The sequence below is a fragment of the Bradyrhizobium sp. AZCC 1578 genome (genome assembly GCF_036924675.1).
GTDB lineage: Bacteria > Pseudomonadota > Alphaproteobacteria > Rhizobiales > Xanthobacteraceae > Bradyrhizobium.
The window spans coordinates 6,749,206-6,773,462 of record NZ_JAZHRZ010000001.1 but is presented as its reverse complement, the minus strand read 5'-3'; the positions used below and the strand labels follow the sequence as shown (position 1 = coordinate 6,773,462).

At 61.9% G+C, this 24,257-nt stretch carries 21 protein-coding genes; 12 read left to right on the top strand and 9 right to left on the bottom strand.

What is annotated here, in order from left to right; all coding sequences use genetic code 11:
* Positions 1 to 91: 91 nt before the first annotated feature.
* The 3 genes from hutU to hutI are packed head-to-tail and all read right to left on the bottom strand — an operon-like array spanning position 92 to position 4,547.
* Complete coding sequence (gene hutU, locus V1290_RS32270) at positions 92 to 1,762, bottom strand: urocanate hydratase (RefSeq protein WP_334368093.1); 1,671 nt, start codon at positions 1,760 to 1,762, stop codon at positions 92 to 94.
* Positions 1,759 to 3,336 carry a histidine ammonia-lyase gene (hutH, locus tag V1290_RS32265; RefSeq protein WP_334368092.1) on the bottom strand — a complete coding sequence of 526 codons (1,578 nt, stop codon included), beginning with the start codon at positions 3,334 to 3,336 and terminating at the stop codon, positions 1,759 to 1,761. The genes hutU and hutH overlap by 4 nt, the downstream gene beginning before the upstream one ends.
* On the bottom strand, positions 3,333 to 4,547 hold the full coding sequence (hutI, locus tag V1290_RS32260) for an imidazolonepropionase (protein WP_334368091.1): 1,215 nt from the start codon (positions 4,545 to 4,547) through the stop codon (positions 3,333 to 3,335). Before hutI ends, hutH begins: the two co-directional genes overlap by 4 nt.
* Before the next feature lie 88 nt (positions 4,548 to 4,635).
* Here hutI and V1290_RS32255 point away from each other — a divergent pair, with 88 nt between their 5' ends.
* From V1290_RS32255 to V1290_RS32215, 9 genes are all read left to right on the top strand, one after another.
* Positions 4,636 to 5,994 (top strand): formimidoylglutamate deiminase, encoded by a 1,359-nt coding sequence (locus tag V1290_RS32255; RefSeq protein WP_334368090.1) that lies wholly within the window; start codon positions 4,636 to 4,638, stop codon positions 5,992 to 5,994.
* Positions 5,991 to 6,743, top strand: coding sequence for a histidine utilization repressor (gene hutC, locus V1290_RS32250; RefSeq protein WP_334368089.1), 753 nt, complete (start codon positions 5,991 to 5,993; stop codon positions 6,741 to 6,743). Before V1290_RS32255 ends, hutC begins: the two co-directional genes overlap by 4 nt.
* Before the next feature lie 98 nt (positions 6,744 to 6,841).
* On the top strand, positions 6,842 to 7,786 hold the full coding sequence (locus tag V1290_RS32245) for an ABC transporter substrate-binding protein (protein ID WP_334368088.1): 945 nt from the start codon (positions 6,842 to 6,844) through the stop codon (positions 7,784 to 7,786).
* Between the two features lie 86 nt (positions 7,787 to 7,872).
* Positions 7,873 to 8,646: an ABC transporter permease gene (locus V1290_RS32240; RefSeq protein ID WP_334369245.1), complete on the top strand. Its 774-nt coding sequence runs from the start codon at positions 7,873 to 7,875 to the stop codon at positions 8,644 to 8,646.
* Positions 8,643 to 9,428 carry an ABC transporter ATP-binding protein gene (locus tag V1290_RS32235; protein WP_334368087.1) on the top strand — a complete coding sequence of 262 codons (786 nt, stop codon included), beginning with the start codon at positions 8,643 to 8,645 and terminating at the stop codon, positions 9,426 to 9,428. Before V1290_RS32240 ends, V1290_RS32235 begins: the two co-directional genes overlap by 4 nt.
* Positions 9,429 to 9,616: 188 nt before the next feature.
* On the top strand, positions 9,617 to 10,900 hold the full coding sequence (locus tag V1290_RS32230; protein WP_334368086.1) for a cystathionine gamma-synthase family protein: 1,284 nt from the start codon (positions 9,617 to 9,619) through the stop codon (positions 10,898 to 10,900).
* 128 nt (positions 10,901 to 11,028) lie between these two features.
* Complete coding sequence (locus V1290_RS32225; protein WP_334368085.1) at positions 11,029 to 12,117, top strand: mandelate racemase/muconate lactonizing enzyme family protein; 1,089 nt, start codon at positions 11,029 to 11,031, stop codon at positions 12,115 to 12,117.
* A 430-nt stretch (positions 12,118 to 12,547) separates the two neighbouring features.
* Complete coding sequence (locus V1290_RS32220; protein ID WP_334368084.1) at positions 12,548 to 13,000, top strand: (2Fe-2S)-binding protein; 453 nt, start codon at positions 12,548 to 12,550, stop codon at positions 12,998 to 13,000.
* A gap of 2 nt (positions 13,001 to 13,002) precedes the next feature.
* Entirely contained in the window at positions 13,003 to 15,321 is a 2,319-nt protein-coding gene (locus V1290_RS32215) for a xanthine dehydrogenase family protein molybdopterin-binding subunit (RefSeq protein WP_334368083.1), read from the top strand.
* A 71-nt stretch (positions 15,322 to 15,392) separates the two neighbouring features.
* Here V1290_RS32215 and V1290_RS32210 read toward each other — a convergent pair whose 3' ends face one another.
* The 3 genes from V1290_RS32210 to V1290_RS32200 form a co-directional block, all read right to left on the bottom strand.
* Positions 15,393 to 17,123: a methanol/ethanol family PQQ-dependent dehydrogenase gene (locus tag V1290_RS32210; protein WP_334368082.1), complete on the bottom strand. Its 1,731-nt coding sequence runs from the start codon at positions 17,121 to 17,123 to the stop codon at positions 15,393 to 15,395.
* Positions 17,124 to 17,192: 69 nt separating this feature from the next.
* A complete protein-coding gene (locus V1290_RS32205; RefSeq protein ID WP_334368081.1) occupies positions 17,193 to 17,786 on the bottom strand; it encodes a QcrA and Rieske domain-containing protein in 594 nt (197 codons plus the stop codon).
* Positions 17,787 to 17,936: 150 nt separating this feature from the next.
* Positions 17,937 to 18,125: a hypothetical protein gene (locus V1290_RS32200; RefSeq protein WP_334368080.1), complete on the bottom strand. Its 189-nt coding sequence runs from the start codon at positions 18,123 to 18,125 to the stop codon at positions 17,937 to 17,939.
* Between the two features lie 241 nt (positions 18,126 to 18,366).
* Between V1290_RS32200 and V1290_RS32195 the strand changes: the two genes are divergently transcribed.
* Positions 18,367 to 19,677: an ABC transporter substrate-binding protein gene (locus V1290_RS32195; protein WP_334368079.1), complete on the top strand. Its 1,311-nt coding sequence runs from the start codon at positions 18,367 to 18,369 to the stop codon at positions 19,675 to 19,677.
* A gap of 158 nt (positions 19,678 to 19,835) precedes the next feature.
* Here the strand turns inward: V1290_RS32195 and V1290_RS32190 are convergent, their stop codons facing one another.
* Both V1290_RS32190 and V1290_RS32185 read right to left on the bottom strand, forming a co-directional pair.
* The gene (locus V1290_RS32190) at positions 19,836 to 21,005 is read right to left on the bottom strand and encodes a Gfo/Idh/MocA family protein (RefSeq protein WP_334368078.1); all 1,170 of its coding nucleotides are present in this window, start codon (positions 21,003 to 21,005) and stop codon (positions 19,836 to 19,838) included.
* Positions 21,006 to 21,186: 181 nt separating this feature from the next.
* On the bottom strand, positions 21,187 to 21,609 hold the full coding sequence (locus V1290_RS32185) for a DUF6766 family protein (RefSeq protein WP_334368077.1): 423 nt from the start codon (positions 21,607 to 21,609) through the stop codon (positions 21,187 to 21,189).
* Between the two features lie 188 nt (positions 21,610 to 21,797).
* Here V1290_RS32185 and V1290_RS32180 point away from each other — a divergent pair, with 188 nt between their 5' ends.
* Positions 21,798 to 22,451 carry a cytochrome c oxidase assembly protein gene (locus tag V1290_RS32180; protein WP_334368076.1) on the top strand — a complete coding sequence of 218 codons (654 nt, stop codon included), beginning with the start codon at positions 21,798 to 21,800 and terminating at the stop codon, positions 22,449 to 22,451.
* Positions 22,452 to 22,677: 226 nt separating this feature from the next.
* Positions 22,678 to 23,028 carry a hypothetical protein gene (locus tag V1290_RS32175; protein ID WP_334368075.1) on the top strand — a complete coding sequence of 117 codons (351 nt, stop codon included), beginning with the start codon at positions 22,678 to 22,680 and terminating at the stop codon, positions 23,026 to 23,028.
* A gap of 15 nt (positions 23,029 to 23,043) precedes the next feature.
* On the opposite strand, the gene V1290_RS32170 is transcribed toward V1290_RS32175, so the two are convergent.
* Positions 23,044 to 24,240 (bottom strand): fumarylacetoacetate hydrolase family protein, encoded by a 1,197-nt coding sequence (locus V1290_RS32170; protein WP_334368074.1) that lies wholly within the window; start codon positions 24,238 to 24,240, stop codon positions 23,044 to 23,046.
* Between the last annotated feature and the right edge of the window lie 17 nt (positions 24,241 to 24,257).

Here is a 24,257-nt window from a genome sequence, read left to right as displayed (position 1 = left end):
CCCCTGCAGTACTATATAGGTAAACTGTGTGCATTTACAACAAGGAAGGAAATCCTCCCCTCTGGAAGCACCGGCGCAAGAAAGTCCGGAGCTACAACGTCAGACCGGGCAGATCGAGCCCGTTGGCGCGGGCACATGCAATCGCGCTTTCATAGCCGGCGTCGGCATGACGCATGACGCCCGATGCCGGATCGTTCCACAACACGCGTTCAAGTCGACGCGCCGCCTCTTGCGTTCCGTCGGCGACAATAACCATGCCGGCGTGCTGCGAATAGCCGATCCCGACGCCGCCGCCATGATGTATCGAGACCCAGGTGGCTCCGCTGGCACAATTGAGCAGCGCATTGAGCAGCGGCCAGTCCGACACTGCATCCGAGCCGTCGAGCATAGCTTCGGTTTCGCGGTTCGGGCTCGCAACCGAGCCGCTGTCGAGATGATCGCGGCCGATGACGATCGGCGCCTTCAGTTCGCCGCGCGCCACCATGTCGTTGAACGCCATGCCGAGCCGGTGGCGATCACCCAGACCGACCCAGCAGATTCGTGCCGGCAGCCCCTGGAACTTGATCCGTGCTTTCGCCATGTCGAGCCAGTTATGGAGATGCCTATCGTCCGGCATCAGCTCCTTGACTTTGGCGTCGGTCCGAAAAATATCTTCGGGATCTCCTGATAGCGCCGCCCACCGGAACGGGCCGACGCCGCGGCAAAACAGCGGACGGATGTAGGCCGGTACGAAGCCCGGGAAATCGAACGCGTTCTTCAATCCCATGTCCTTCGCCATCTGGCGGATGTTGTTGCCATAGTCGAGCGTGGGAATACCTTGCGCGTGGAAATCCAGCATGGCCTGGACATGACCGACCATGGAGGTCTTGGCCGCGACTTCAACCGCTTTCGGATCGGCCTCGCGTTTCGATTCCCACTCGGCAAGCGTCCATCCCTTCGGCAAATAGCCGTTGATCGGATCGTGCGCGCTGGTCTGGTCGGTAACGATGTCCGGCCTGACGCCGCGACGCACCAGCTCTGGAAAGAGCTCGGCGGCATTGCCAAGCAGGCCGACGGAAACCGGCTTCTTGTTCTGCTTCGCCTCCGTCATGATCGCGAGCGCCTCGTCAAGCGAGCTTGCCTGTCGGTCGAGGTAACCCGTGCGCAGCCGCATCTCGATGCGGCTCGGTTGGCATTCGATCGCGAGCATCGACGCCCCGGCCATGGTTGCGGCGAGCGGCTGCGCGCCGCCCATGCCGCCGAGACCCGCCGTCAAGATCCACTTGCCCGCGAGGTTGCCGCCGTAGTGACGCCGCCCGACCTCGACAAACGTTTCGTACGTCCCCTGCACGATGCCCTGGCTGCCGATGTAGATCCACGATCCCGCCGTCATTTGGCCGAACATCATCAGCCCCTGCTTGTCGAGTTCATTGAAGTGATCGAGCGTCGCCCAGTGCGGCACCAGATTCGAGTTCGCGATCAGCACGCGCGGCGCATCGGCATGGGTGCGGAAAATTCCGACCGGCTTGCCCGACTGCACCACCAGCGTCTGATCGCCTTCGAGCTTGCGCAACGAGGCAACGATTCGGTCAAAGCTGTCCCAGTCGCGGGCGGCCCGGCCGATTCCGCCATAGACGACGAGTTCGCTCGGACGTTCGGCAACGTCGGGATCGAGATTGTTCATCAGCATTCGAAGCGGCGCTTCCGTCAGCCAGCTCTTGGCGCTGATCTCGGGCCCGTGGGGCGCCCGGATGATGCGGTCATTGTCCAGTCGTCGGTTCATGACAAAGAGCCTCTCTCGGCAAGGATTGGAAACGGGTTGCTCTCAAGTACCGACATAGCGGCCGTCGGCAACGCGCCGGCTTCCACCAGCGCCGTTGCCTGCGCGAGGTCATCGGCCATGTAGCGATCGCCGCCAAGCGCCGGCACCTGCTCGCGCAACGCTGCAATGACAGCCGCAAGCGCGGGACTGGTCGAATGCGGAGCGCGCAGCCCGATACCTTGCGCCGCAACCAATAGCTCGATGCCGAGGATGGTGGCGAGATTGTCCTCCATGTCAGACAAGCGGCGCGCCGCGTGTGCGGCCATCGACACGTGATCTTCCTGGTTGGCGCTGGTTGGCGTCGAATCGATCGAGCAGGCCGCGGCGCGCTGTTTATTCTCCGCATAGAGCGCGGCCGCCGTCACTTCGGCGATCATGAATCCGGAGTTGAGGCCGGGATCTGGGGTCAGGAACGGCGGCAAGCCGAAGTTGAGCGCGGGATCGACAAGGGTAGCGATGCGTCGCTCGCTGATCGCCCCGATCTCGGAGAGTGCCAGCGCAATCTGGTCGGCTGCAAAGGCGACCGGCTCCGCGTGAAAATTGCCCCCCGAGACGATCTCTCCGGTCTCGACCAGCACCAGCGGGTTATCCGTGACGGCGTTGGCTTCGATCGTCAGCGTGCGGGCGGCTTGCGTCAGCAGATCGAGCGCAGCGCCGGCGACCTGGGGCTGGCAGCGCAGGCAATAGGGATCCTGCACGCGCTCGTCGCCCTCCAAATGCGACATGCGGATATCGCTACCCTCAAGCAACGCCGTCAGTGCCGCGCCGGCGGCGATTTGCCCGGCATGCCCGCGCAGTTGCTGGATCTCGTGACGAAACGGCGCCGTCGAAGCCATCGCGGCGTCGACCGACAACGCGCCCGTCACTAGCGCCGCACTGGCCAGGCCATGGGCGCGCAACAAACCGGAAATGGCATAGGCGGTCGAAAACTGCGTTCCGTTGATCAGCGCGAGGCCTTCTTTCGGACCGAGCGCCACCGGCGCAAGACCGGCGGCGGCCAGTGCATCGCGGGCCGGCACAACGCTTCCGCCGACCAGCGCCTGCCCCTCGCCGATCATGACCGCCGTCATATGCGCGAGCGGCGCCAGATCGCCGGAGGCTCCGACCGATCCCTGCTGCGGCACCAGCGGACAAATGCCCTTCGCCAGCATGGCCTGAAGCTGCTCGATGATTTCGCGGCGCACGCCCGATGCGCCTCGTCCGAGCGAGACGATCTTCAGCGCCATCATCAGACGAACGATCGGCTCCGGCGTCGGCGGCCCTACCCCGCAGCAATGCGACACAATGAGATTGTGCTGCAGCAGCGCCGTCTGGTCGGCAGCAATCCGTTTCGACGCCAGTTTTCCAAATCCGGTATTGATGCCGTACGCTGGGGCTTCCGCACGCGCGGCCGCGGCGACAATCGAAGATGCAGCTTCAACGCGCGACCAGAACGACGGATCGAGCACGACCGGAGCCCCGGCCAGGACTTGCGCCAGATCGTCGAGGCTGACCCTTCCAGGCGAAACCAAAATGGGGGCGTCGGGGCGGCTCACTGTCCCCTCCACACCCGGCTGTGCAACGGATTAAAGCCGATCCGGTAAACGAGCTCGGCCGGCCGCTCGATCTCCCAGATCGCAAGATCACACCATTTGCCCGCCTGAAGCGTTCCTGTCTCACCGAGAATTCCGAGTGCGCGCGCACCTTCCCGCGTTACGCCAGCGAGGCATTCGGCAACGGTCAGCCGGAACAGCGTTGCGCCCATATTCATTGCCAGGAGAAGCGACGTCAGCGGCGAACTGCCGGGATTGCAGTCTGTCGCAAGTGCCATGTTGACGCCGTAGGCGCGGAATAGTTCGATCGGCGGCTTCGTCGTCTCGCGAATAAAATAGAATGCGCCCGGCAGCAGTACCGCCACCGTCCCTGCCCGCGCCATTGCCGCGGCGCCGGCATCATCGGTGTGCTCCAGATGATCTGCCGACAAGGCCGAGAATTCCGCGGCAAGCGCGGCGCCGCCAAGGTTCGACAACTGATCCGCATGCAGCTTGACCGGCAATCCAAGCCCCTTTGCCGCGCGGAACACCCGTGCCGTTTGCTCTCCCGAGAACGCAATGCCTTCCATGAAGGCATCGACGGCATCGGCCAATCCGGCCTGCGCCACCGCTGGCAACATCTCGCGGCAGATAAGATCGATATACCGATCCTTGTCACCGTCAGCTTCCGGAGGCGTCGCGTGCGCGCCGAGAAATGTCGTCTTGATAGCGACCGGACGCTTGTCACCGAGCGCGCGCGCCGCTGAGAGCTGACGCATCTCGGTTTCGGTATCGAGCCCGTAGCCGGATTTGATCTCCAGCGTCGTCACGCCCTCGCCGATCAGGGCATCGAACCTTGGCAGCGCGTCGGCAACAAGCTCGGCCTCACTGGACGCCCGCGTCGCCGCGACCGTGGAGACAATGCCGCCGCCGGCGCGCGCGATCTCTTCATAGCTCGCTCCCTGCAGCCGCAGCTCGAACTCGTGGGCGCGGTTTCCGCCAAAAACCAGATGGGTGTGACAATCCACCAATCCCGGCGTGATCCAGCGCCCCGCGCAATCGATCCGCTCGGCCACATCAGCGTCCAATGGAAAGTCGGAACGGCTACCGACGAACGCGATGCGTCCGTCGCGCGCCGCGACCAAGCCGTCCTCGATTACACCGAGCCCGGGCATATCCTCCCGAACCGTGGCGAGCCGGGCGTTGAGCCAGATTCGATCGAAGCGGTCGGCCATGCAGCTCTCCTTCAGCGGCAGGAGCTTGACGTATCTATATGTCTATACATAAAATCGCGTGGGTGTTCTGTCCAGCCGGTTTCGAAACATGTCGACACTGCATTTCGCATCAGCGCTGCTCCCTTCGGGGTGGGCCGATGACGTGCAGGTGGGGGTGACGGACCAGACCATCACCAAGGTTACGGCCGGCGTGGCGCCGGGACCGCAGGACGAGCGCTACAAGCTGGCGATTCCGGGCATAGCGAGCCTGCATAGCCATGCGTTCCAGCGTGGCATGGCGGGGCTCGCCGAAACGCGCGGCAATTCCGCGGATACGTTCTGGACATGGCGCGAGACGATGTATCGCTTCGCACTCGAAATGACGCCAGAAGACGTCGAAGCCGTCGCCACGCTGCTCTATGTCGAGATGCTCGAGCAAGGCTATACGCGCGTCGGCGAATTCCACTATCTCCATCACGACCACAACGGCGCGCCCTACGCCAACCCTGCGGAGATGGCGACGCGGATTGCGCGGGCCGCCGAAATCTCCGGCATCGGACTGACGCTGCTGCCGAGTTTCTATGCACACAGCTCGTTCGGCGGGGCGGCGCCACATGCCGGCCAGCGCCGGTTCATCTGCTCGGTCGATCAGTTTGCTAAACTAACTGACGCCACACGGACAGCCGTCCGCACGCTGCCCGGAGCCAATATCGGCATCGCCCCGCACAGCCTGCGCGCCGTGACGCCTAACGAATTAGCGGCCATCGCGCCATTGGCCGAAGCCGGGCCGATGCATATCCATGCCGCCGAACAGACCAGGGAAGTCGAGGAATGCATCGCCTGGTCGGGCCGGCGGCCGGTTGAGTGGCTGCTCGAACATGCGCCCGTCGATCAGCGCTGGTGCCTGATCCATGCGACCCATATGACCGAAGCGGAAACCACCGCGCTGGCAATAAGCGGTGCGGTCGCCGGACTTTGCCCGGTCACCGAAGCCAGTCTTGGCGACGGCATTTTTCCGGCTCGCGAATTCCTCGATGCCGGCGGGCGGTTCGGCATCGGGACGGACTCCAACGTGCTGGTCGGCGTCACCGACGAACTGCGTCAGCTCGAATATGGCCAGCGCTTGAAACACCGTGAGCGCAATGTGCTGTCCGGCGGTCCTGGCCTGTCGACCGGCCGAGCGCTGTTCGACGCCGCGCTCACCGGCGGCGCCCAGGCGCTCGCACAGCCAACTGCTGGCCTCCAGGCCGGTACACGCGCCGACATCGTGACTCTCGACACCACCCATCCTTCGCTTGCCGGGCGTCGGGGGGATGCCGTCCTCGACGGCTGGATTTTTGCAGCAGGCGCAAGTGCCGTCGACACGGTCTGGGCCGGTGGCGCCAAGGTCGTCGAGCATGGGCGTCACCGGCTCCGCGAGAGCGCGCGCGATGCGTTCAACGCAGCGGTGCGGAGGCTCGTGGCATGAGCCTCGCCACCGAACGCGGCAAACTCCAGTCGGCCGACAAGCCGACGCTGTACAAGCAGATCCGGATCGACATCGAGCGCCGCATCCTGACCGGAGAATGGCCGCCCGGTCACCGCATCCCGTTCGAGCACGAGCTGATGTCGCGCTATGGCTGCTCGCGCATGACGGTGAGCAAGGCGCTGTCGGAACTTGCGCAAGCCGATCTCATCGAGCGGCGGCGCAAGGCCGGCAGTTTCGTCCGCCGTCCCACATTTCTGTCAGCGGTGCTCAAGATCGCCGACATCCGCGCCGAGATAAACGCGCTTGGCCGCAGTTACGGCTATGAGTTGATCCAGTGCTCGCGGCGCACTGCAAACGCCACCGACCGCGCCCGCCTTGGCGCGGGGAAAGCCGGAAAGGTGATCGCGATTGCATGCCGTCACAGCGCCGACGGCGTGCCGTTCGCCATCGAGGACAGGCTGATCGATCTCGACGCCGTGCCCGAAGCGGCTGCAGCGGATTTTGCGGCCGAGCCGCCCGGCTCGTGGCTGCTGCACCATGTGCCATGGACGGAAGCCGAGCATTCGATCAGTGCCATCGTGGCTGACGAACAGGCTGCGGCGGCGCTGGATATCGCGATCGGAGCCCCCTGCCTGGTGATCGACCGGCACACCTGGCGCAGCGCCCGGCCGCTGACGGCCGTGCGCCTGCTCTATCCGGGTGAGTCCCATAAACTGATTGCTCGCTTCAAAGGCGGCTTGGAGGGATAGCAATGCGCGCGATATCTGGCACAAGCTATGCAGCAGTTTTGGTAACAGCTTCGCCGCAACCAGCATGAAGACCATGAACCAGCAAAAGGGATACAGCCATGCGTAATTTTGGAATTTTCGCGGCAACCGCCGCTCTCCTGGTGGCCGCACCGGCCGCCGCCCAGGACGTCAAGGTCGGCATCGGCATTTCCGGATGGACCGGTTTTGCCCCGCTCACGCTCGCCAATCAGGCGGGCATCTTCAAGAAGAACGGTCTCGATGTGACGATCAAGAAGATCCCGCAGAAGGATCGCCATCTCGCCATCGCGTCGGGCGACATTCAATGCGCGGCGACCACTGTCGAGACCTGGATATCCTGGAATGCCAATGGCGTCGCCACCAAGCAGATCTTCCAGCTCGACAAGAGCTACGGCGCCGACGGCATGGCCGTGCGAAACAATATCGCCTCGATCAAGGACCTCAAGGGCAAGACGGTTGCCGCGTCCGCGCCCGGCACCTCGCCCTATTTTGCTTTGGCCTGGATGCTCAAGAAGAACGGGCTTTCGGTCAAGGATGTCACGATCGTGAATCTGGAGCCGGCGGCGGCAGCGCAGGCATTCGTCTCGGGCCAGAACGATGCGGCCATGACCTATGAGCCTTACCTCTCGACGGTGCGCGCAGCACCCGACAAGGGCAAGATCATCGCCACCACGCTCGACTATCCAATGGTGATGGACACGTTCGGCTGCACGCCGAAGTTCCTGACTGAAAACCCGAAAGCCGCCAAGGCGTTGGCCGACAGCTATTTCGAGGCGATCGCCTTGATCGAAAAGGATCAGGCCAAGTCGTACGAGATCATGGGTGCCGACGTAAAACAGTCCGGCGACCAATTCGGCAACTCGGCCAAATTCCTGCGCTGGCAGGACAAAGCCGCGAACCAGAAATTCTTCGCCGGTGAATTCCTGACCTTCAACAAGGAAGCTGCAGAGCTGTTGCTCGAGATCGGCATCATCAAATCGGTTCCGAAGATCGACGACCTCTACGACGCGAGCTTCATCAAGTAGTTTTGTGCGTGGCGCGCCAGTCCCGCTTTCGGTCATGAGAGCGGGACGACGGCGATCACCGCACAGCTTTTTAGGATATGCCTGTGATACGTCCCCTGGATCCCGTGACATCGAGGCAGCGCGCGGCCTATGGCCTGGCGTTCTTCGTGCTTTTCGTTGCCGTGTGGGCTTGGGCGACCTTCGGCGGCTACGTCTCGAAGACGTTTCTCGCCAACCCGCTGACGATGCTGCAGGAAGGTTGGGAGCTGCTGACAAAGCACGGCTTCCTGTTCGACATCGGCATGACGATCTGGCGTGTCGTCGGCGGCTTTGTGCTGGCGGCCATCATCGCTGTGCCGCTCGGCGTTCTGATGGGGGCCTACAAGCCGATCGAAGCTTTACTGGAGCCGTTCGTCTCGTTCGCACGTTACCTGCCCGCCTCGGCCTTTATCCCGCTGTTGATCCTGTGGGCGGGCATCGGCGAACTGCAGAAGCTCCTGGTCATTTTCATCGGTTCGGTTTTCCAGATCATCCTGATGGTCACCGTGACGGTCGGAAACACCAGGCGCGACCTCGTTGAAGCCGCCTACACACTGGGCGCCAGCGACCGCGGCATCATCAACCGGGTGCTGCTGCCCTCCTCCGCGCCCGAGGTCGCGGAGATCCTTAGGCTCGTACTCGGCTGGGCGTGGACCTACGTCATCGTAGCCGAGTTGATCGGCTCATCGTCGGGCATCGGCCATATGATCACGGACAGCCAGGCCCTGCTCAACACCGGCCAGATCATCTTCGGCATCATCGTCATCGGGCTGATCGGGCTGGTGTCGGACTTCCTGTTCAAGGCCTTCAACGCCTGGCTGTTTCCGTGGAAACTGGCATGACCGAGCTGAAAATCGATCAGGTCGCCCGCACCTTCCCTGCCCGCCAAGGTCATGCGCCGACACGCGCGCTGGAGCCGATCGACCTCAACGTCGGCAACAATGACTTCGTCACGATCCTCGGCCCGTCAGGCTGCGGAAAATCGACGTTGCTGCGCATCGTCGCCGGTCTTGACCGGCCGACCAGCGGCCGGGTCATTCTTGATGGGCAAGAGGTGGCTGGCCCTGGCGCCGATCGCGGCATGGTGTTTCAGTCCTACACGCTGTTTCCGTGGCTGACCGTGCGCGAAAATATCGCGTTCGGCCTGCGCGAGCGCGGGGTTTCCGAGGCGGATCGCGGCAAGATCGCCGACGGCTTCATCCAACGGGTCGGCCTATCAGGCTTTGAGAATCATTGGCCGAAGCAACTCTCCGGCGGCATGCAGCAGCGCACGGCGATCGCCCGGGCGCTCGCCAACGATCCAAAAATCCTGTTGCTCGACGAACCGTTCGGCGCGCTGGATAATCAAACCCGCGTGTTGATGCAGGAAATGCTGCTCGGCATCTGGGAGCGCGAGCAGAAAACCGTGCTGTTCGTCACCCATGATATCGAGGAGGCGATCTTTCTCGGCAGCCGCGTCATCGTCATGAGCGCCCGTCCCGGCCGCATCAAGGCCGAGATCGCGGTCGATCTACCCCACCCGCGATCCTACAAGATCAAGACCACGCCCGAATTCGTCAGCCTGAAGGAACGGCTCGTCGAAGAGATCCGCGCCGAGGCGTTGAAGGTCGCGGTTCATGCCTGACGATCGAGCACTGCGAAATCCGCTCCGGATGCGGTGAAATCAGTCCCGAATTTTGCTACGCTGATCCCAGCTTAACAACGTCAACTGGAGCCGCTGGATGCGATCGCATCCATCACTCCTGATCGCCCTCGCGATTGCGCACTTCCAACGCAGTGCGACGTTCCGCATCCCCGACAGGGAGACAGCCCATGGTGAAACCGTTTCCGTCGAAAACCCACATCGGCAACCACATGCTGCATCCGGAAACGCTGATGCTGAACTACGGCTACGATCCGCAACTGTCGGAAGGAGCCGTCAAACCACCGGTCTTCCTGACCTCGACCTTCGTCTTCAGGACCGCCGAAGACGGACAGGACTTCTTCGACTACGTTGCGGGCCGGCGCGAGCCGCCCGAGGGGATGGGCGCCGGTCTGGTTTACTCGCGGTTCAATCACCCTAACAGCGAGATCGTTGAGGACAGGCTGTCGGTGTACGAGCGCGCCGAGAATTGCGCGCTGTTCTCTTCGGGCATGGCCGCGATTTCGACCACAATCCTGGCCTTCGTCCGCCCTGGCGACGTCATTCTGCACTCACAGCCACTGTATGGCGGGACGGAGACCCTGTTTGCGAAGACGCTTGCGAACCTCTCCATCGGCGCGGTCGGCTTCTCCGATGGCATTGACGAAGCGGCGGTCAGAGCGGCAGCGGGTGACGCCATGCGCAAAGGCCGGCTTGCGATGATTTTCATTGAGACACCGGCCAATCCAACCAATGGCCTGGTCGACGTAGCAATGGTCCGCCGGATCGCCGAGATGATCGGCCAAACCCAGGGGAGTACGCCGATCATCGCATGCGATAATACGTTGCTCGGACCGGTGTTTCAGCGACCGATCGAACACGGCGCAGATCTTTCGCTGTACTCGCTGACCAAATATATCGGCGGTCATTCCGACTTGATCGCAGGCGCTGCGCTTGGCTCAAAGGCGCTCATGAAGGAAGTCAAAGCGTTGCGCGGCGCGATTGGCACCCAACTAGACCCCCATTCGTGCTGGATGATCAGCCGGTCGCTTGAAACATTGGGCATCCGCATGGAGAAGGCTGACGCAAACGCGCGCCTCGTCGCAGACTACCTGCGCGACCACCCAAAAGTGGCAAAGGTCCATTACCTCGGTCACCACGATGAGGCATCCCCTGCCGGCCGCCTGTTTGCGAGGCAATGCACTGGTGCCGGCTCAACATTTTCCTTCGACATCGTCGGCGGCCAAGCCGCCGCATTCAAATTCCTGAACGCGCTGCAGATCTTCAAGCTGGCCGTGAGCCTGGGCGGCACCGAATCGCTTGCCAGCCTGCCTGCAAGCATGACCCACTCCGGCGTTCCGGCTGACATCCGCCAAAAAATAGGCGTTCTCGACTGCACGATCCGGCTGTCGATCGGCATCGAGCACCCATCCGATCTGATCGCTGATATCGCCCAGGCCTTGAACGCGACTTAGCCGCACGCCCGCTTCGAAAACAGCGGACGAACGACTGCGAGGTGGTTCCCGTCTGAGGGGCCGCAGCAAGCAATTGCTCTGCCGACAAGATCGATTTAGCGTGCAATGAAAGAGATCGGGTGGAAACAATGGCGCGTATCAAGACAACCGAGGCCGGACTCTACCGGATCCCCCTGCCCATTACCCTCTCCGACAGCACGCACGGCGAACTCAAAGCCTTCGAACTGGTGACATGCCGTGTCCGCGATTCGGACGGGGCCGAAGGTGTCGGCTATACATACACCGTCGGCCGCAATGGCGGCGCGATTGCCGACATCCTCCGGCGGGAGATCCCCGAACTGATCGAGGGCCGCGAGGCCGATGACACCGAAGCCATCTGGCATCACGTCTGGTGGAGCCTGCATTACGGCGGGCGCGGCGGACCACCGGTGCTTGCGCTCTCGGCGCTCGATATCGCCCTGTGGGACCTGAAGTCGCGCCGCGCCAACCTGCCGCTGTTTCGCATGTTAGGCGGCTTCGACGCCTGCGTGCCCTGCTACGCCGGCGGCATCGACCTCGATCTGTCCATCGAGCAGCTTGTGAGGCAAACCGACGACAATCTCGCCAAGGGCTTTCGCGCCATCAAGATGAAGGTGGGCCGCCCCGATCTCGCATCCGACGTCGCACGCGTGCAGGCGATGCGCCAACATCTTGGCAATGGCTTTCCCCTGATGGCGGATGCCAACATGAAATGGACGGTGGAGGAAGCCATCCGCGCGGCACGTGCGCTGCAACCATACGATCTCACCTGGCTCGAAGAGCCGATCATTCCCGACGATATTGCCGGTCACGCCCGCATCATGGCTGCCGGCGGCGTCCCGATCGCGGCCGGCGAAAACCTGCGAACGCCCTGGGAGTTCAAGAACTATATCGCGGCCGGCGCGGTGTCCTATCCGGAGCCCGACGTCACCAATTGCGGCGGGGTTACGGCCTTTATGAAGATCGCGCGGCTGGCGGAAGCGTTCAATCTACCGGTGACCAGCCACGGCGCACATGACGTTACCGTGCATTTGCTCGCGGCGTGTCCGAACCGCTCCTATCTCGAAGCCCACGGATTTGGGCTCGATAGTTACATCGAGCACCAGCTTGTCCTCCAGGAAGGCATGGCATTGGCGCCGACGCGGCCCGGCCATGGAATCGCATTCGACTGGAAAGGGTTGGCGCAGCTCGCAAGGTAACGGGACAGGCTGGTCCGCGACGGAGTGCTGATCGCACCGGTCTGCCCTGAATTCCTTGCAAAGTGCGTTCTGCATAAGGACCGCCAGGAAAAATTGGCAGTCCGCAAGGGGCGGCCCCGCTTTCGTCCAAAATGGAGTGCAAAGACAACACGTTGTGAATTCGATCCGGCGCGCTTTCTGATAGCGTCCGCTAGGCGCCTGTCTCGCCGCGCCGTCCTGTAAACACGGATAAATGTTTAAGCAGGAGGATGGCAGCACACGAAAATTCAAAGCAAATCGTACGATTCAGCCAGGGATTGCCAAGCAAGGCCGGCTCCGGCGCCGGCCGTTGCGATCAAACTCGTCAAGCCACGGCGTTGAGCGGTCAGGAAAAATGTTCTCGCTCACGTCGAAGAAACATTCAGCAGCTTATGAAGAGCGAGGAACGATCATGATCAAGGTGAAGATCAATAGCCAGGAGCATAGCTGGGACGGCGACCCGGACCTTTCATTACTCTGGTTTCTGCGCGATGAGGCCGGCTTGACGGGCACCAAATACGGGTGCGGCCAGGCGCTGTGCGGTGCCTGCACGGTTATCGTGGACAAGCAGGCCGTCCGCGCCTGCATCACCTCGGTTTCCGACGTGGTCGGCCGCGAGGTCACGACCATCGAAGGCCTTCATCCGGCCGGGGATCACGCGGTCCAGAAGGCCTGGCGTCAGCTTAATGTCCCGCAATGCGGCTTTTGCCAGGCCGGCCAGATCATGCAGGCCGCGGCCCTGTTGATGGAAAATCCAAAGCCCAATCACGACCAGATACGCGAAGCGATGGCGGGCAACATCTGCCGTTGCGGCACTTATCAACGCATCGAGAAGGCCGTGCATCTCGCATCGACGGGGGTGTAACCATGAATATCCTCACCAATCCCAACAAGCTCCGTGGCTTCGAACGGCACATCAAGGTCGACAACGTTTCACGCCGCAGTATCTTGAAGGGCCTCGGGCTGGCCGGCGGTTTTGTGCTCGCCGCTCCCGTGATGTCACGCCCCGGCTTTGCTGCGTACCAGACCGGTGCGGACAAGATGCCGCACGGTACCGTGGTGAACCCGCGCGTTTTCGTTTCTATCGCATCCGACGGAACAGTGACGATCGTCGCGCACCGCGCCGAGATGGGAACGGGTGTCCGCACCAGCCTGCCGATGATCGTCGCCGAAGAGATGGAAGCCGACTGGTCGCGCGTTCGCGTCCAGCAGGCGCCTGGCGACGAGGTCAAATTTGGCAACCAGGATACCGACGGATCGCGCAGCACGCGGCACTATCTGATGCCGATGCGCCAGATCGGCGCTTCGGCCCGCACGATGCTCGAAACCGCAGCGGCGAAACGTTGGGGCGTGCCAGCGACCGAAGTGAAGGCGATCAATCACGAGGTCGTCCACAATGCGAGCGGACGCCGCATCGGCTTCGGCGAGCTAGCAGCCGATGCCGCCAAGGAGTCGGTGCCGAGTGTCGAAGGCCTGAGGCTCAAGGACCCGAAGGACTTCCGTTATCTCGGCAAGGGCGCGATCGGCATCGTCGACGGTCGCGACATCACGGTGGGCACCGCGCGCTACGGCGCCGACGTCCGCCTGCCCGGCATGAAATATGCCGTCATCGCCCGGCCGCCGGTGACCGGCGGCAAGGTCGCGTCGTTCGATGGGGCGGAAGCGATGAAGGTTTCCGGCGTCGAGAAGGTCATGGAAGTCAGGGGCTGGCCGTGGCCTTCAAAATTCCAGCCGCTCGGCGGGATCGCTGTGATCGCGCGCAACACCGGCGCGGCCATCAAGGGCCGCAACGCGTTGAAGATCGTCTGGGACGATGGCGCCAACGGCAAATACGAGTCGGTCGCCTACCGCGCCGAACTGGAGCAAGCCGCACGGAAACCCGGCCTGGTGGTACGCAAGGAGGGCGACGTCGAGGCCGCCTTGAAGGGCGCCGACAAGGTGATCGTCGGTGAGTATTACGTGCCGCATCATGCCCATGCCAGCATGGAACCGCCGGTCGCGGTCGCGGACGTCAAGGGCGACAAGGCGGAGATCTGGGCACCAGTGCAAAGCGCGGGCGGAACGCGCGAAGACGTCGCCAAAACGCTCGGCATTCCCCAGGAGAATGTCACCGTCAACGTCACGCTGCTCGGCGGCGGCTTCGGGCGCAAGTCGAAGTGCGATTTCGCCCTCGAGGCGGCACTGCTTTCAAAGGAGCTCGGGGCCCCCGTCAAGGTGCAATGGACGCGGGAAGACGACATTCGCAATGGCTTCCTGCACACCGTCTCGGTCGAACGCATCGAGGCTGGCCTCGACAAGAACGGCAAGGTGACGGCTTGGCGGCATCGCAGCGTCGCGCCGAGCATCGCCTCGACATTTGCCGCCGGTGCGCTGCATCAGGCGCCGTTCGAACTCGGCATGGGGCTGGTCGACATGCCCTTTGAGATCGCCAACGTCCAGTGCGAGAATCCGGAAGCGGCCGCGCGTACCCGGATCGGCTGGTTCCGCTCGGTGTCGAATATCCCGCGCGCCTTTGCGGTGCAATCGATGGTGGGCGAACTCGCCCATGCCACCAACCGCGATCAAAAGACCATGCTGCTGGAGCTGATCGGCTCTCCCCGGATCCTCAAGCTGGATTCCGTGAAGGACCTCTGGAACTATGGTGAGCCCTATGACAGCTATCCGATCGACACCGCGCGCCTTCGCAAGGTCGTTGAGCTGGTCGCGGACAAGGGCGGTTGGGGACGGTCTGTGCCCAAGGGCCACGGGCTCGGCATTGCCGCGCACCGCAGTTTCGTCAGCTATATCGCGACCATTGTCGAGGTAGCTTTCGACGACAAGGGCAAGCTCACCGTGTCCCGGGTGGATACCGCGATCGATTGCGGAACCCACGTCAATCCGGAGCGAATCCAGGCGCAGATGGAAGGCGCTGTAATCATGGGCATGAGCTTCGCCAAGTATGGCGAGATCACTTTCAAGGACGGCAAGGTGCAACAGGGCAATTTCGACGATTTCCCGGTAATTCGGATCGACGAATCCCCTGCTGTGACCAACGTCTATATCGCGCCTGCCGACCCCGACACGCCGCCCAGTGGCGTTGGCGAGCCAGGGCTGCCGCCCGTTGCGCCGGCGCTGATCAACGCGATCTTCGCCGCGACCGGCAAGCGCATCCGCGCACTGCCGATCGGCAAGCAACTTGAAGCCTGAGGCGGGTTAGCCGGTTGCAGCAAAAGAGCGGCGGGCATCTCGTCCGCCGCTCTTCTTTAGATTATCGCCAGTTACTTCTTGACGGCGAATACCCAGACAACGCCGCCCTGGGGCACGTTATTCTCAAGACCGACATTGTTCTGAGTCACCAATGAGTCCTGGATGCGCTGGGCGTCCACGCCCCACCCGGACTGGATCGCGATGTACTGTGTCCCGTCGACTTCGTACGCGACCGGCATGCCCACGATGCCGGAATTGGTCTTCTGCTCCCAAAGCAGTTCGCCTGTCTTGGCATGAAAGGCGCGGAACATCCGGTCGTTGGTACCGCCGACCAGAACGAGATCGCCCGCGGTCGCCGTCACCGAACCAAACAGCTGCGATCTGGGGAAATTGTGCGACCAGACCTTCTTTCCCGTGCCCGGATCCCAGGCCTGCAGCTCGCCAAAATGAGTGGCGCCGGAGCGAACCTTCAGGCCGATATCTTCGGGCTTGGTCCCGAGCCAAAGCTGACCGGGAACCAACGGCACCTTCTCGCCGGTAAAGCCGCCGCAGAAATTCTCGTTGGCCGGAACATAGACAAAGCGGGTCTTCGGACTATAGGCCGCCGACGGCCAATCCTTGCCGCCCCACAATGACGGACAGAAGTCAACCCGCTTGCCCATAACTGGCTTGTGAGCCGGATCGACAATCGGCTTGCCGGTCTCGGGCTCAATGCCCTTCCAGACGTCGGTATAGACATAAGGCCAGCCGGCTACATACTTGATGCTGTCCGGCTTGCGCTCGAGTACCCAGAAGATCGCGTTGCGTCCCGGATGGATGAGGCCCTTGAAGATGCGTCCATCCCTCTGCACGTCGACCAGCATTGGTGCTTCCACCTCGTCCCAATCCCAGGAATCGTTTTGATGGTACTGGAAATAGGTTTTGATCTTGCCGCTATCCGGGTCGAGCGCGAGCACCGAGGTTGTGTAAAGATTGTCGCCGGGGTGAGTATCTCCCGGCCAAGGCGCGGCGTTGCCGGTGCCCCAGTAAATGGTCCTGGTGTCGGGATCGTAGTTGCCCGTCATCCACGCAGAGCCGCCGCCCGTTTTCCAGTCGTCGCCGCTCCACGTTTCGTTGCCAGGCTCGCCTTTGCTGGGAATGGTGAAGGTCCGCCATAGTTCTTTGCCATCATTGGCGTCATACGCGACGACATAGCCCCGCACGCCGAATTCACCGCCGGCAGCACCGACGATAACCTTTCCGTCGACAATGAGCGGCATCAGGGTCAGGTACTGACCCTTCTTGTAGTCCTGGACTTTGGTATCCCAGAGGACCTTGCCCGTTTTGGCGTCGAGCGCGACCACATGGTCATCCGTTGTAGCCAGGTACAGCTTGTCTTGCCACAATCCCACCCCGCGGTTCGTCGGGTGCAATTGGAAGAGATCGTCGGGGAGCTGGCGTTTGTAACGCCAGTACTCTTCGCCTGTCTTGGCGTTGAGGGCGATCACTTGGCCCATCGGAGTCGCGACGAACATCACGCCGTTATTCACGATCGGGGGAGCCTCGTGCCCTTCAACCACGCCGGTGGAGAAGGTCCACGCCGGTACCAGGTCTTTCACGTTCGAGGTGTTGATCTGGTCGAGCGGGCTATATCCCTGGCCGTCATAGGTTCGCCGATAGAGCATCCAATTGCCGGGTTCCGGGTTCTTCAGGCGGTCGGCGGTCACTGGGGTGTATTTCTCAATCGGGCCGGCAAAGGCAGCGATTGAGAACAGGCACGTGGACGCGACAAAGCTCGACAATAGCCATTGCTTCATGGTCATAGACGCTACCTCCCTGTTTGTTCTCTTCATCTTTCTTGGTGGTTGTGCGGCATTTGATGCGGGGTGCGATCACCCTCCTTGCTGTGCTCCTACCTTTCCAACGAATGTTCCAGCGACGGTGAGCGAACCGTCAGCTATCGCCAACGGAAGTGCCGCAAGGCGTCGAGGCGCCGGTCCAAACACCACTTGCGCGTTTTGCCGGGGGTCGAACTCGGAATTATGGCAAACGCATTTGAGCACGTCTTTTTCGCCCTGCGCCGCCTTGCCCCAGGCAGTGATAGGGCACCCGGCGTGGGTACAAATCACCGAATACCCAACGATGCCGTCAGCCGACCTCGCGCGCGTGTCGTCATCAAGTTCGGCCGGATCAAGTTTTACGACCACCACCTCATTCAACCGCGAACCTTTTCGGACCACCGAAGTTTTGGGATCCTTTGGCCAGGCGCGAACGAACGGTTCGCCAACCTTCAGGTCCTGCGGCTTGATGACCTCACCCGCATGATCCCCCTCGGCGAAGACCAGGACGTCGGCTTTTTGCGGTCGCAGGTCGCTGCCGGGCTGGTCCTCCTCGGCCGCGGCCGGTCTAGGCGCCGCTGCGTGCATCGCGGTGGCAAGAGCGGTCAGGATAATCGTGCGCCGGGTCTGATCTGAAGGCGATGACATTTTCGTCTCGCGTTCTGCATTGATGCCATCGGGCGATGGTGTAAAGCGTAAGTGGATTCAGATATCACAAACTGAAAGGGCGAACCCGGCCAAAAAGAGGCAGCGGACAAATTGTCACGTGCAGCCTTCCTGTTTTCAACACCACTCGGTTTATCTGACCCAACCGCAGCAAATTGCATTTTGCTGCGCTCCAGGCGCTGCGCGAGATCGGCAAGCCTTCGCCCGAAAGCGGGCAGTCAGTTCAAACGCAACCTCGGTCAGTTCACCCCGATCGCCTTCGACATGGCGTTCAATGCAGTCGCCTGTGATCGCCGCGCCCGTGCTGGTCATCATCAACATCGGATTCTCCCGATACACGAAAATGCACGCGGCGCGATCTCCTTGCTCCACATCCATCCTCTACCAGACTTTAGTCGGCGAGCCCTGCCCTCGCGCTTGCCCAACCACACGTTTGCACTGCCACAAGCGCCCCATGACGAGCATGCGCGCAGGTTGACTTCTCGCCGTATTCTCCAAATACTTGACTGAAAACCGGGAAGAACCAGTCCCGGCGATAATAATAATTCAGTGGGAGGACACGATGCCGACTTCACGCAGAACACTGCTGAAGACTTCTGCGGCGGCCGCCGCTGCATTCAGCTTCGATTGGACCCGCGCGCAGGCACAAGCCGAGACGGTACGCATCGGCCTGATCTACGACTTGACCGGGCCTTTTGCCGCGGGCGGGTCGGTCGCCTCCTCGATCGGCGCGCAGATTGCCATCGATCTCGTCAACGAAAAGGGCGGCATCGGCGGCAAGTACAAGGTTGCCCCTGTCGCTGCCGATTCCCAGAGCAAGCCGGATGTGGCGATCAATGAGGCCAATCGCCTGATCGACCAGGAGAAGATCGACATCATCAACGGCGTCTATGCGAGTTCGCACGCGGTCCCGCTCTCAGCCAAGGTCGAACAGCAGAAAAAGATTCTCTGGATCACAACTGCGGTTTCGACCGCCGTGTTCAAGGACAAGAACCTGCAATACGTCTTCCGCGCACAGATTCATTCCGACCAGTATGGCCAGGCCTTTGTGAGCTTCATCAGCGAGCACGCCAAAGCCAAGCTCGGCATGGAGCCCAAGGACGTCAAGGTCGCGCTGATTCACGAAGATGGCCCTTACGGGGTCGGCGTCGCCGTGGCCGACGAAGCCTATGCGAAGGAGGCCGGCCTGCAAGTCGTGCTCAAGGAAGGCTATTCTGCGTCCGCCCCCGACCTGTCAGTGCTGGTGACCAAGATCAAGCGCGCCAGGGCGGACGTGATTTCCCATGCCGGATACAATCCGGACATCACTCTGTTCCTGCGGCAGGCGCGCGAGAACGGCCTCAAGTTTAAGATGCTGTTCGGAGCCGGCGCAGGCTACAGCCAGCTCGACAAGTTGCGCGCGACCTTCGGCGCGGACATCGACAATTTCTGCAACATCGATCCGGTGCCGGCCCAATTGCTTGATCCCGCGAAACTCGCGCCCGGGATCGGCGATCTCACCAAGGTCATGGTCGCCCGCTACAAGGAAAAAACCAGCGCAACCGACGTTCCGCCGCATTGCTCGATGGGTTTCAACCAAACCTGGATCCTGCTCAACAACGTACTGCCCGTGGCCAAGGAGAAATACGGCGGCTTCGATCCCGAAGCGGTTCGCAAGGCGGCGCTCGACGTGGACATCCCGCCGGGCGGCACTATCCAGGGCTATGGCGTGAAATTCTATCGGCCTGGCACGCCGCTCTCCGGCCAGAACGAGCGCTCGACGCCGGTCGTGATGCAAAATGCCGGCGAGCATATCTCGGTGGTCTGGCCCACCAATATCAGGACGCGGGATCCAGTGTTCCCGCTGCCGAAGTCATCGGTCTACGCGGCGTAGAACGTTCGGGGCTTCATCCTTCGAGACGTGCGCGTTGCGCGCTCCTCAGGATGAGGTATCGCATCGCGCAAGCTCCCAGACCCTAATGGTGAGGAGCCGCGAAGCGGCGTCTCGAACCATGTGGCGGGCGCGCCACGATCGGATCATTCGCCAGCGGCTCACAACGTGACGCGCCGTCCCTCCTCAGCCGCCCAATAGCCGGCGTAGTTGACCTTAATCGTCTCGAAGGCCAGCGCCAGATCGGAGAGCGGTTGCCGGCCGCCGGCGACGCACTCCATGAAGTCCTGGATTTCCTGCGTATAGCCGCGCGTCCATTCCTCCTCGAGGCAGACATATTGCCAGCCGGTCTTGCGGTCGACCTTTTCGGTGATATAGACGCCGGCGAGCTTCTCCTCACTGGTCTGGTAACTCATCATGTGCGTGTTCGGCGTGATGTTGGCGAACAGCGAGCCGCCGCTGGTATAGGTCTCGATCAGGTTGCGGACGCCTCCCATGATCATGTCGCCGGAAAACACCGTCGCCTTGGTGCCGTCGGAGAAGGTCACCGTGAGCGTGCCCCAATCCTCGACGTCGACCGGATTGGCCTTGATGTAGGTGCGCTCCTCCGGTTTGAGGATAGCCGTGACATTGCCGACGTCACACATCACGCTCGCAACGCTGATCGTCTCTCCGCGCGCCTTCGCCTCAACCTGCTTGAGATAAAGCACCGCCGAAAGCGGATGACATCCCATCCGGATCAGCGAGCCTCCGCCGGTCAGCGCCCACTGCGCGGCGTGCGCCGCATGCGAGCCGGAGTGGCTCTCCTCCCCCTTCATGAACAGGATCTTGTCTTTCGTGGCCTTGAGGATCTCGGCGGTCTTGGTCACCGCCGGCGCGTAAATCCAGTCCTCCGCATACATGAAGAGCTTGCCGGTCCTGTTGATCGCCGCGCGGGTCTCCGCCATTTCGTCCAGCACGCGCTCATACATTAATGCCTTCGGCACGTGCTTGCCGATCGGCGCCTTGTCACCATCCCGGCCGAAATAGCCGGCGAACGGCTTTTCGCAGATAACGTGTTTGCCGGCCTGCATCGCATCGACAATCATTGAAGTGTGCAAGTTGGGCGGCGTGCAGATGTCGATCACATCGATCTCGCCGTCGGCGATCAGATCGCCAAAGCTGCGATAGACCGCCGGGATCTGGTGACGATTGGCAAACTCGAGGACATAACTGCCCCTCGCTGCAACAGCCCTGACCTCGACATCCACGCCATAAACGCGCCGATAGGCATGCATGTGCAGCTCGGACACGAAGCCGCAGCCGGCCAGACCGATCCTGATTTTCGCCATTGCAGATACATCCCAGGTTGTCGTTGATCGGGATCGTACAACAGGGAATCAGGGCACGTCACTCTCGCCGACAGCGATGCCGCTCACATGTGCCGGCCCGCGGCTGGCTTGATAGGCTCACGGACATCATACCGCTTGCGAGCTCGACATGCACCAAACATGCGGCCGCCCGACGGTGGGCTCAGCTATGTAGACGCTCCAGCTTCCGTACAAAGCCGGAGTCCGTATGACGCCCTTCATATTCGTCATCGATTTCCTTCAGGAGGCTGTCGCCTTTCTTAGGCTCCACAGCAAGCAATATAGCGTCGATCTTGGCCTCGATCCGGTCCTCGCCCTCCTTGGATTGCGGCGAGCCGACGTGCAATAGAATGGCCAGACCGGCAACCTGCCAAAGCAACTGCAAAAACTCAGATTGCCAGTTCTCCAGCATGTCACGCATCATCTGCATGGTGTAGTCGCTGATTTCAACTGGCTGCTTGAGAGCAAGCTGCTCGTTTGCGTAGGCATACCAACCGAATATCCAGTGACCGGTCAGCGTAATCAGAAATAAAGCCCCGGTAACCCAGGCGAACCCGTACCGCGTCCAGATCGATCTCCGAGCCATATCATGCTCCTGCTTCGCGTTTGCGAGCCATGAACGCCGCATCTCTCAATTCCGTTTTGTTCCGTAAGTTCCTTTAGTGGTGCTGCTGCGCCAAGCGGCGCCGCGCGATGGGGGGAACATCTTTGGGAACTTGGACTTGATGGTTTGAAGCCCGTTGAGGGCGATAAGCCAGGCCGTTGAACGTCCGGATGACCAGTCCCGCCATAGCGAGCGCTACTGCCGTTCTCTTGACTGGGGCGGCGGTGCTCTTGGTTTACGATCTTGGGCATTTCTCGACCCATATGGTGCTGCATATCGCATCGATGAATATCATCGCGCCCTCGGTCGCTGCGCTGATCGTTACTCGCCGGCACATCGGCGGCACCCGACCGTTCTGGCTCTGGACTGCGACTTTCCTTCAGATTGTTCTGCTCTGGACGTGGCATTCGCCCGCGGTCCATCACCTTCTCCTCCAGTCTCCGGCGGCTGGTTTGACGTTCCACGCAACTCTGTTGCTAACTGCGCTCTTCTTCTGGTTGTCCCTGCTGACAACGTCCGCCACGTCGCGATGGCAGACAATTCCGGCGCTTCTGCTTACCGGAAATCTGACATGTCTGCTTGCGGCGCTGCTCATCTTCGCGCCGAGAACACTTTATCGCTTCGCGGGCCATCTTGCTGGCGCTCCTGGACATGTCTCATTGCATCACGCGCTGGAGGATCAACATCTAGCCGGCCTGCTCATGATCACAGCCTGTCCACTCAGCTACCTGGTCGCGGCCGTGATCATCACCGTGCAGTTAATAACACGCGCGGAAGTATCGGCGGCTCCCATGCCGGACGGCAGGCTCCCCATCGGCCGCTAGCGATGCCCCTTGTTTCACGCCCACGCCTGATACGAACCATCAGTTTCATTCTCGATGGCCTGATCGCAATCGCGCTCGGCGGCTTTCTCTTCGCATGGTCCGGTCTTTACAGCGTTGCGGCAAGTCGGGGCCACTTCGCGCTGACCAACGCCATTCTTACATTCGGAATGCGCAATTCCGGTCTGCTGGGGCTTTTCCTCGTGCACGGATTTCCGAGGCTTACAGGATGAGCGACACTATCAAGCCATCCCTTGGCAATCTTCTGCAGGTGCTTGCTCCGCCCCTTATCTGGTTTCTGCATCTGACTACCGTCTACGCCACCGAAGCGCTGATCTGCATTGGACCAGTGGCCGCAGCGGCTACCATGATGGCCTGGACGATTACTCTTGCCACTGCCGCAGCTTTAACCGCCCTCCTCCTGACGGCATGGACGCTCCATCGCGGTAATACCCGGCCTACCCAGAGCCGCGGCAGCTCTCGGTTCCTGCGTGGCGTATCACACCTTCTGATCCTGCTTTCGCTTCTTGGGATCGCGTGGACGATCCTGCCGACTATCTTCCTGCCCACTTGCGCATAGATTCCCAGCCCGTTTCTATCTGCTATTGCTGCTTCGGGCGGCGCCCTTACGGCGCATCAATGCGGCGAAGAGATCGGCCAAGCCGAACTGCCAGGGCTCGCAATCGCCGCTGTGACGCATCCGGTTGGTCAGCCGGCCTAGTTTCGGCGTGGCGACCGTCACCAAATCGCCTTCGACATGCGTGAACCCCTGTCCCTTCGCGGCACGATCCTGGATCGGCGCGAACATCGTGCCGAGGAACAGCACAAAGCCATCGGGATATTGATGGTTCTCGTTAATCGTCTGCCCGACGATGTCGGCCGGGTCGCGGCTGATCTGAGTCAGCGAGGATGCGCCGTGCAGGACGAAGCCTTCTGGCCCCTTCACCTCCAGCGAAATTTCCATTCTCCGCACGTCATCGAGCGTGAAGCTCGCGTCGAAGAACCGCACGAACGGCCCGATGGCGCAGGAGGCGTTGTTGTCCTTTGCCTTGGACAGGAGCAGCGCCGAACGCCCCTCGAAGTCACGCAAATTGACATCGTTGCCAAGCGTGGCGCCAACGATGCGCCCATCGCTCGCCACCACCAGCACGACCTCCGGCTCCGGATTATTCCAGGTCGATTTCGGATGCAGGCCCGCATCCACGCATGTACCGACCGCCGACAGCACGGGCGCCTTGGTAAACACCTCGGCGTCTGGCCCGATGCCGACCTCGAGATACTGGCTCCAGGCGTTCTGGGAAACCAGCACGTCCTTCACATGCTGCGCTTCGGCCGAGCCCGGCTTCAGTTGCGACAGGTCGGTGCCGACGATCCGCGTCACCTCGGCCCGGATCGCCTCGGCCGAATCCGGATTGCCGCGTGCCCGCTCCTCGATCACTCGCTCCAGCATCGACACGGCGAACGTGACGCCGGCAGCCTTGATCACCTGCAAATCGATCGGGGCGAGCAGCCATGGCCTGGTCGGATCGCGGGTGTCGGGCGGCGTGTTGTCTAGGAGATCCTGCAGTGCGCCAAGGCGCTCGCCACGCGCGGCGCGCAGCGCCCCGGCCGGATCGGCAGCAGCGGCAAGCTCGCTGGCGGTGGGGAAGTCCTCGGTGATGTCGAACACGCCGTCCTGGCGGATCGCGACCACCGACGGGCCGGCAAGATCGGGACGCCAGACGCGCCCCATCAGCGCGGCACCGGCGAAATCGTCGGGCAGAATGAAGGCGGCGTCTGTGACGATTGGCATCGTGGGAATCCTCGCGA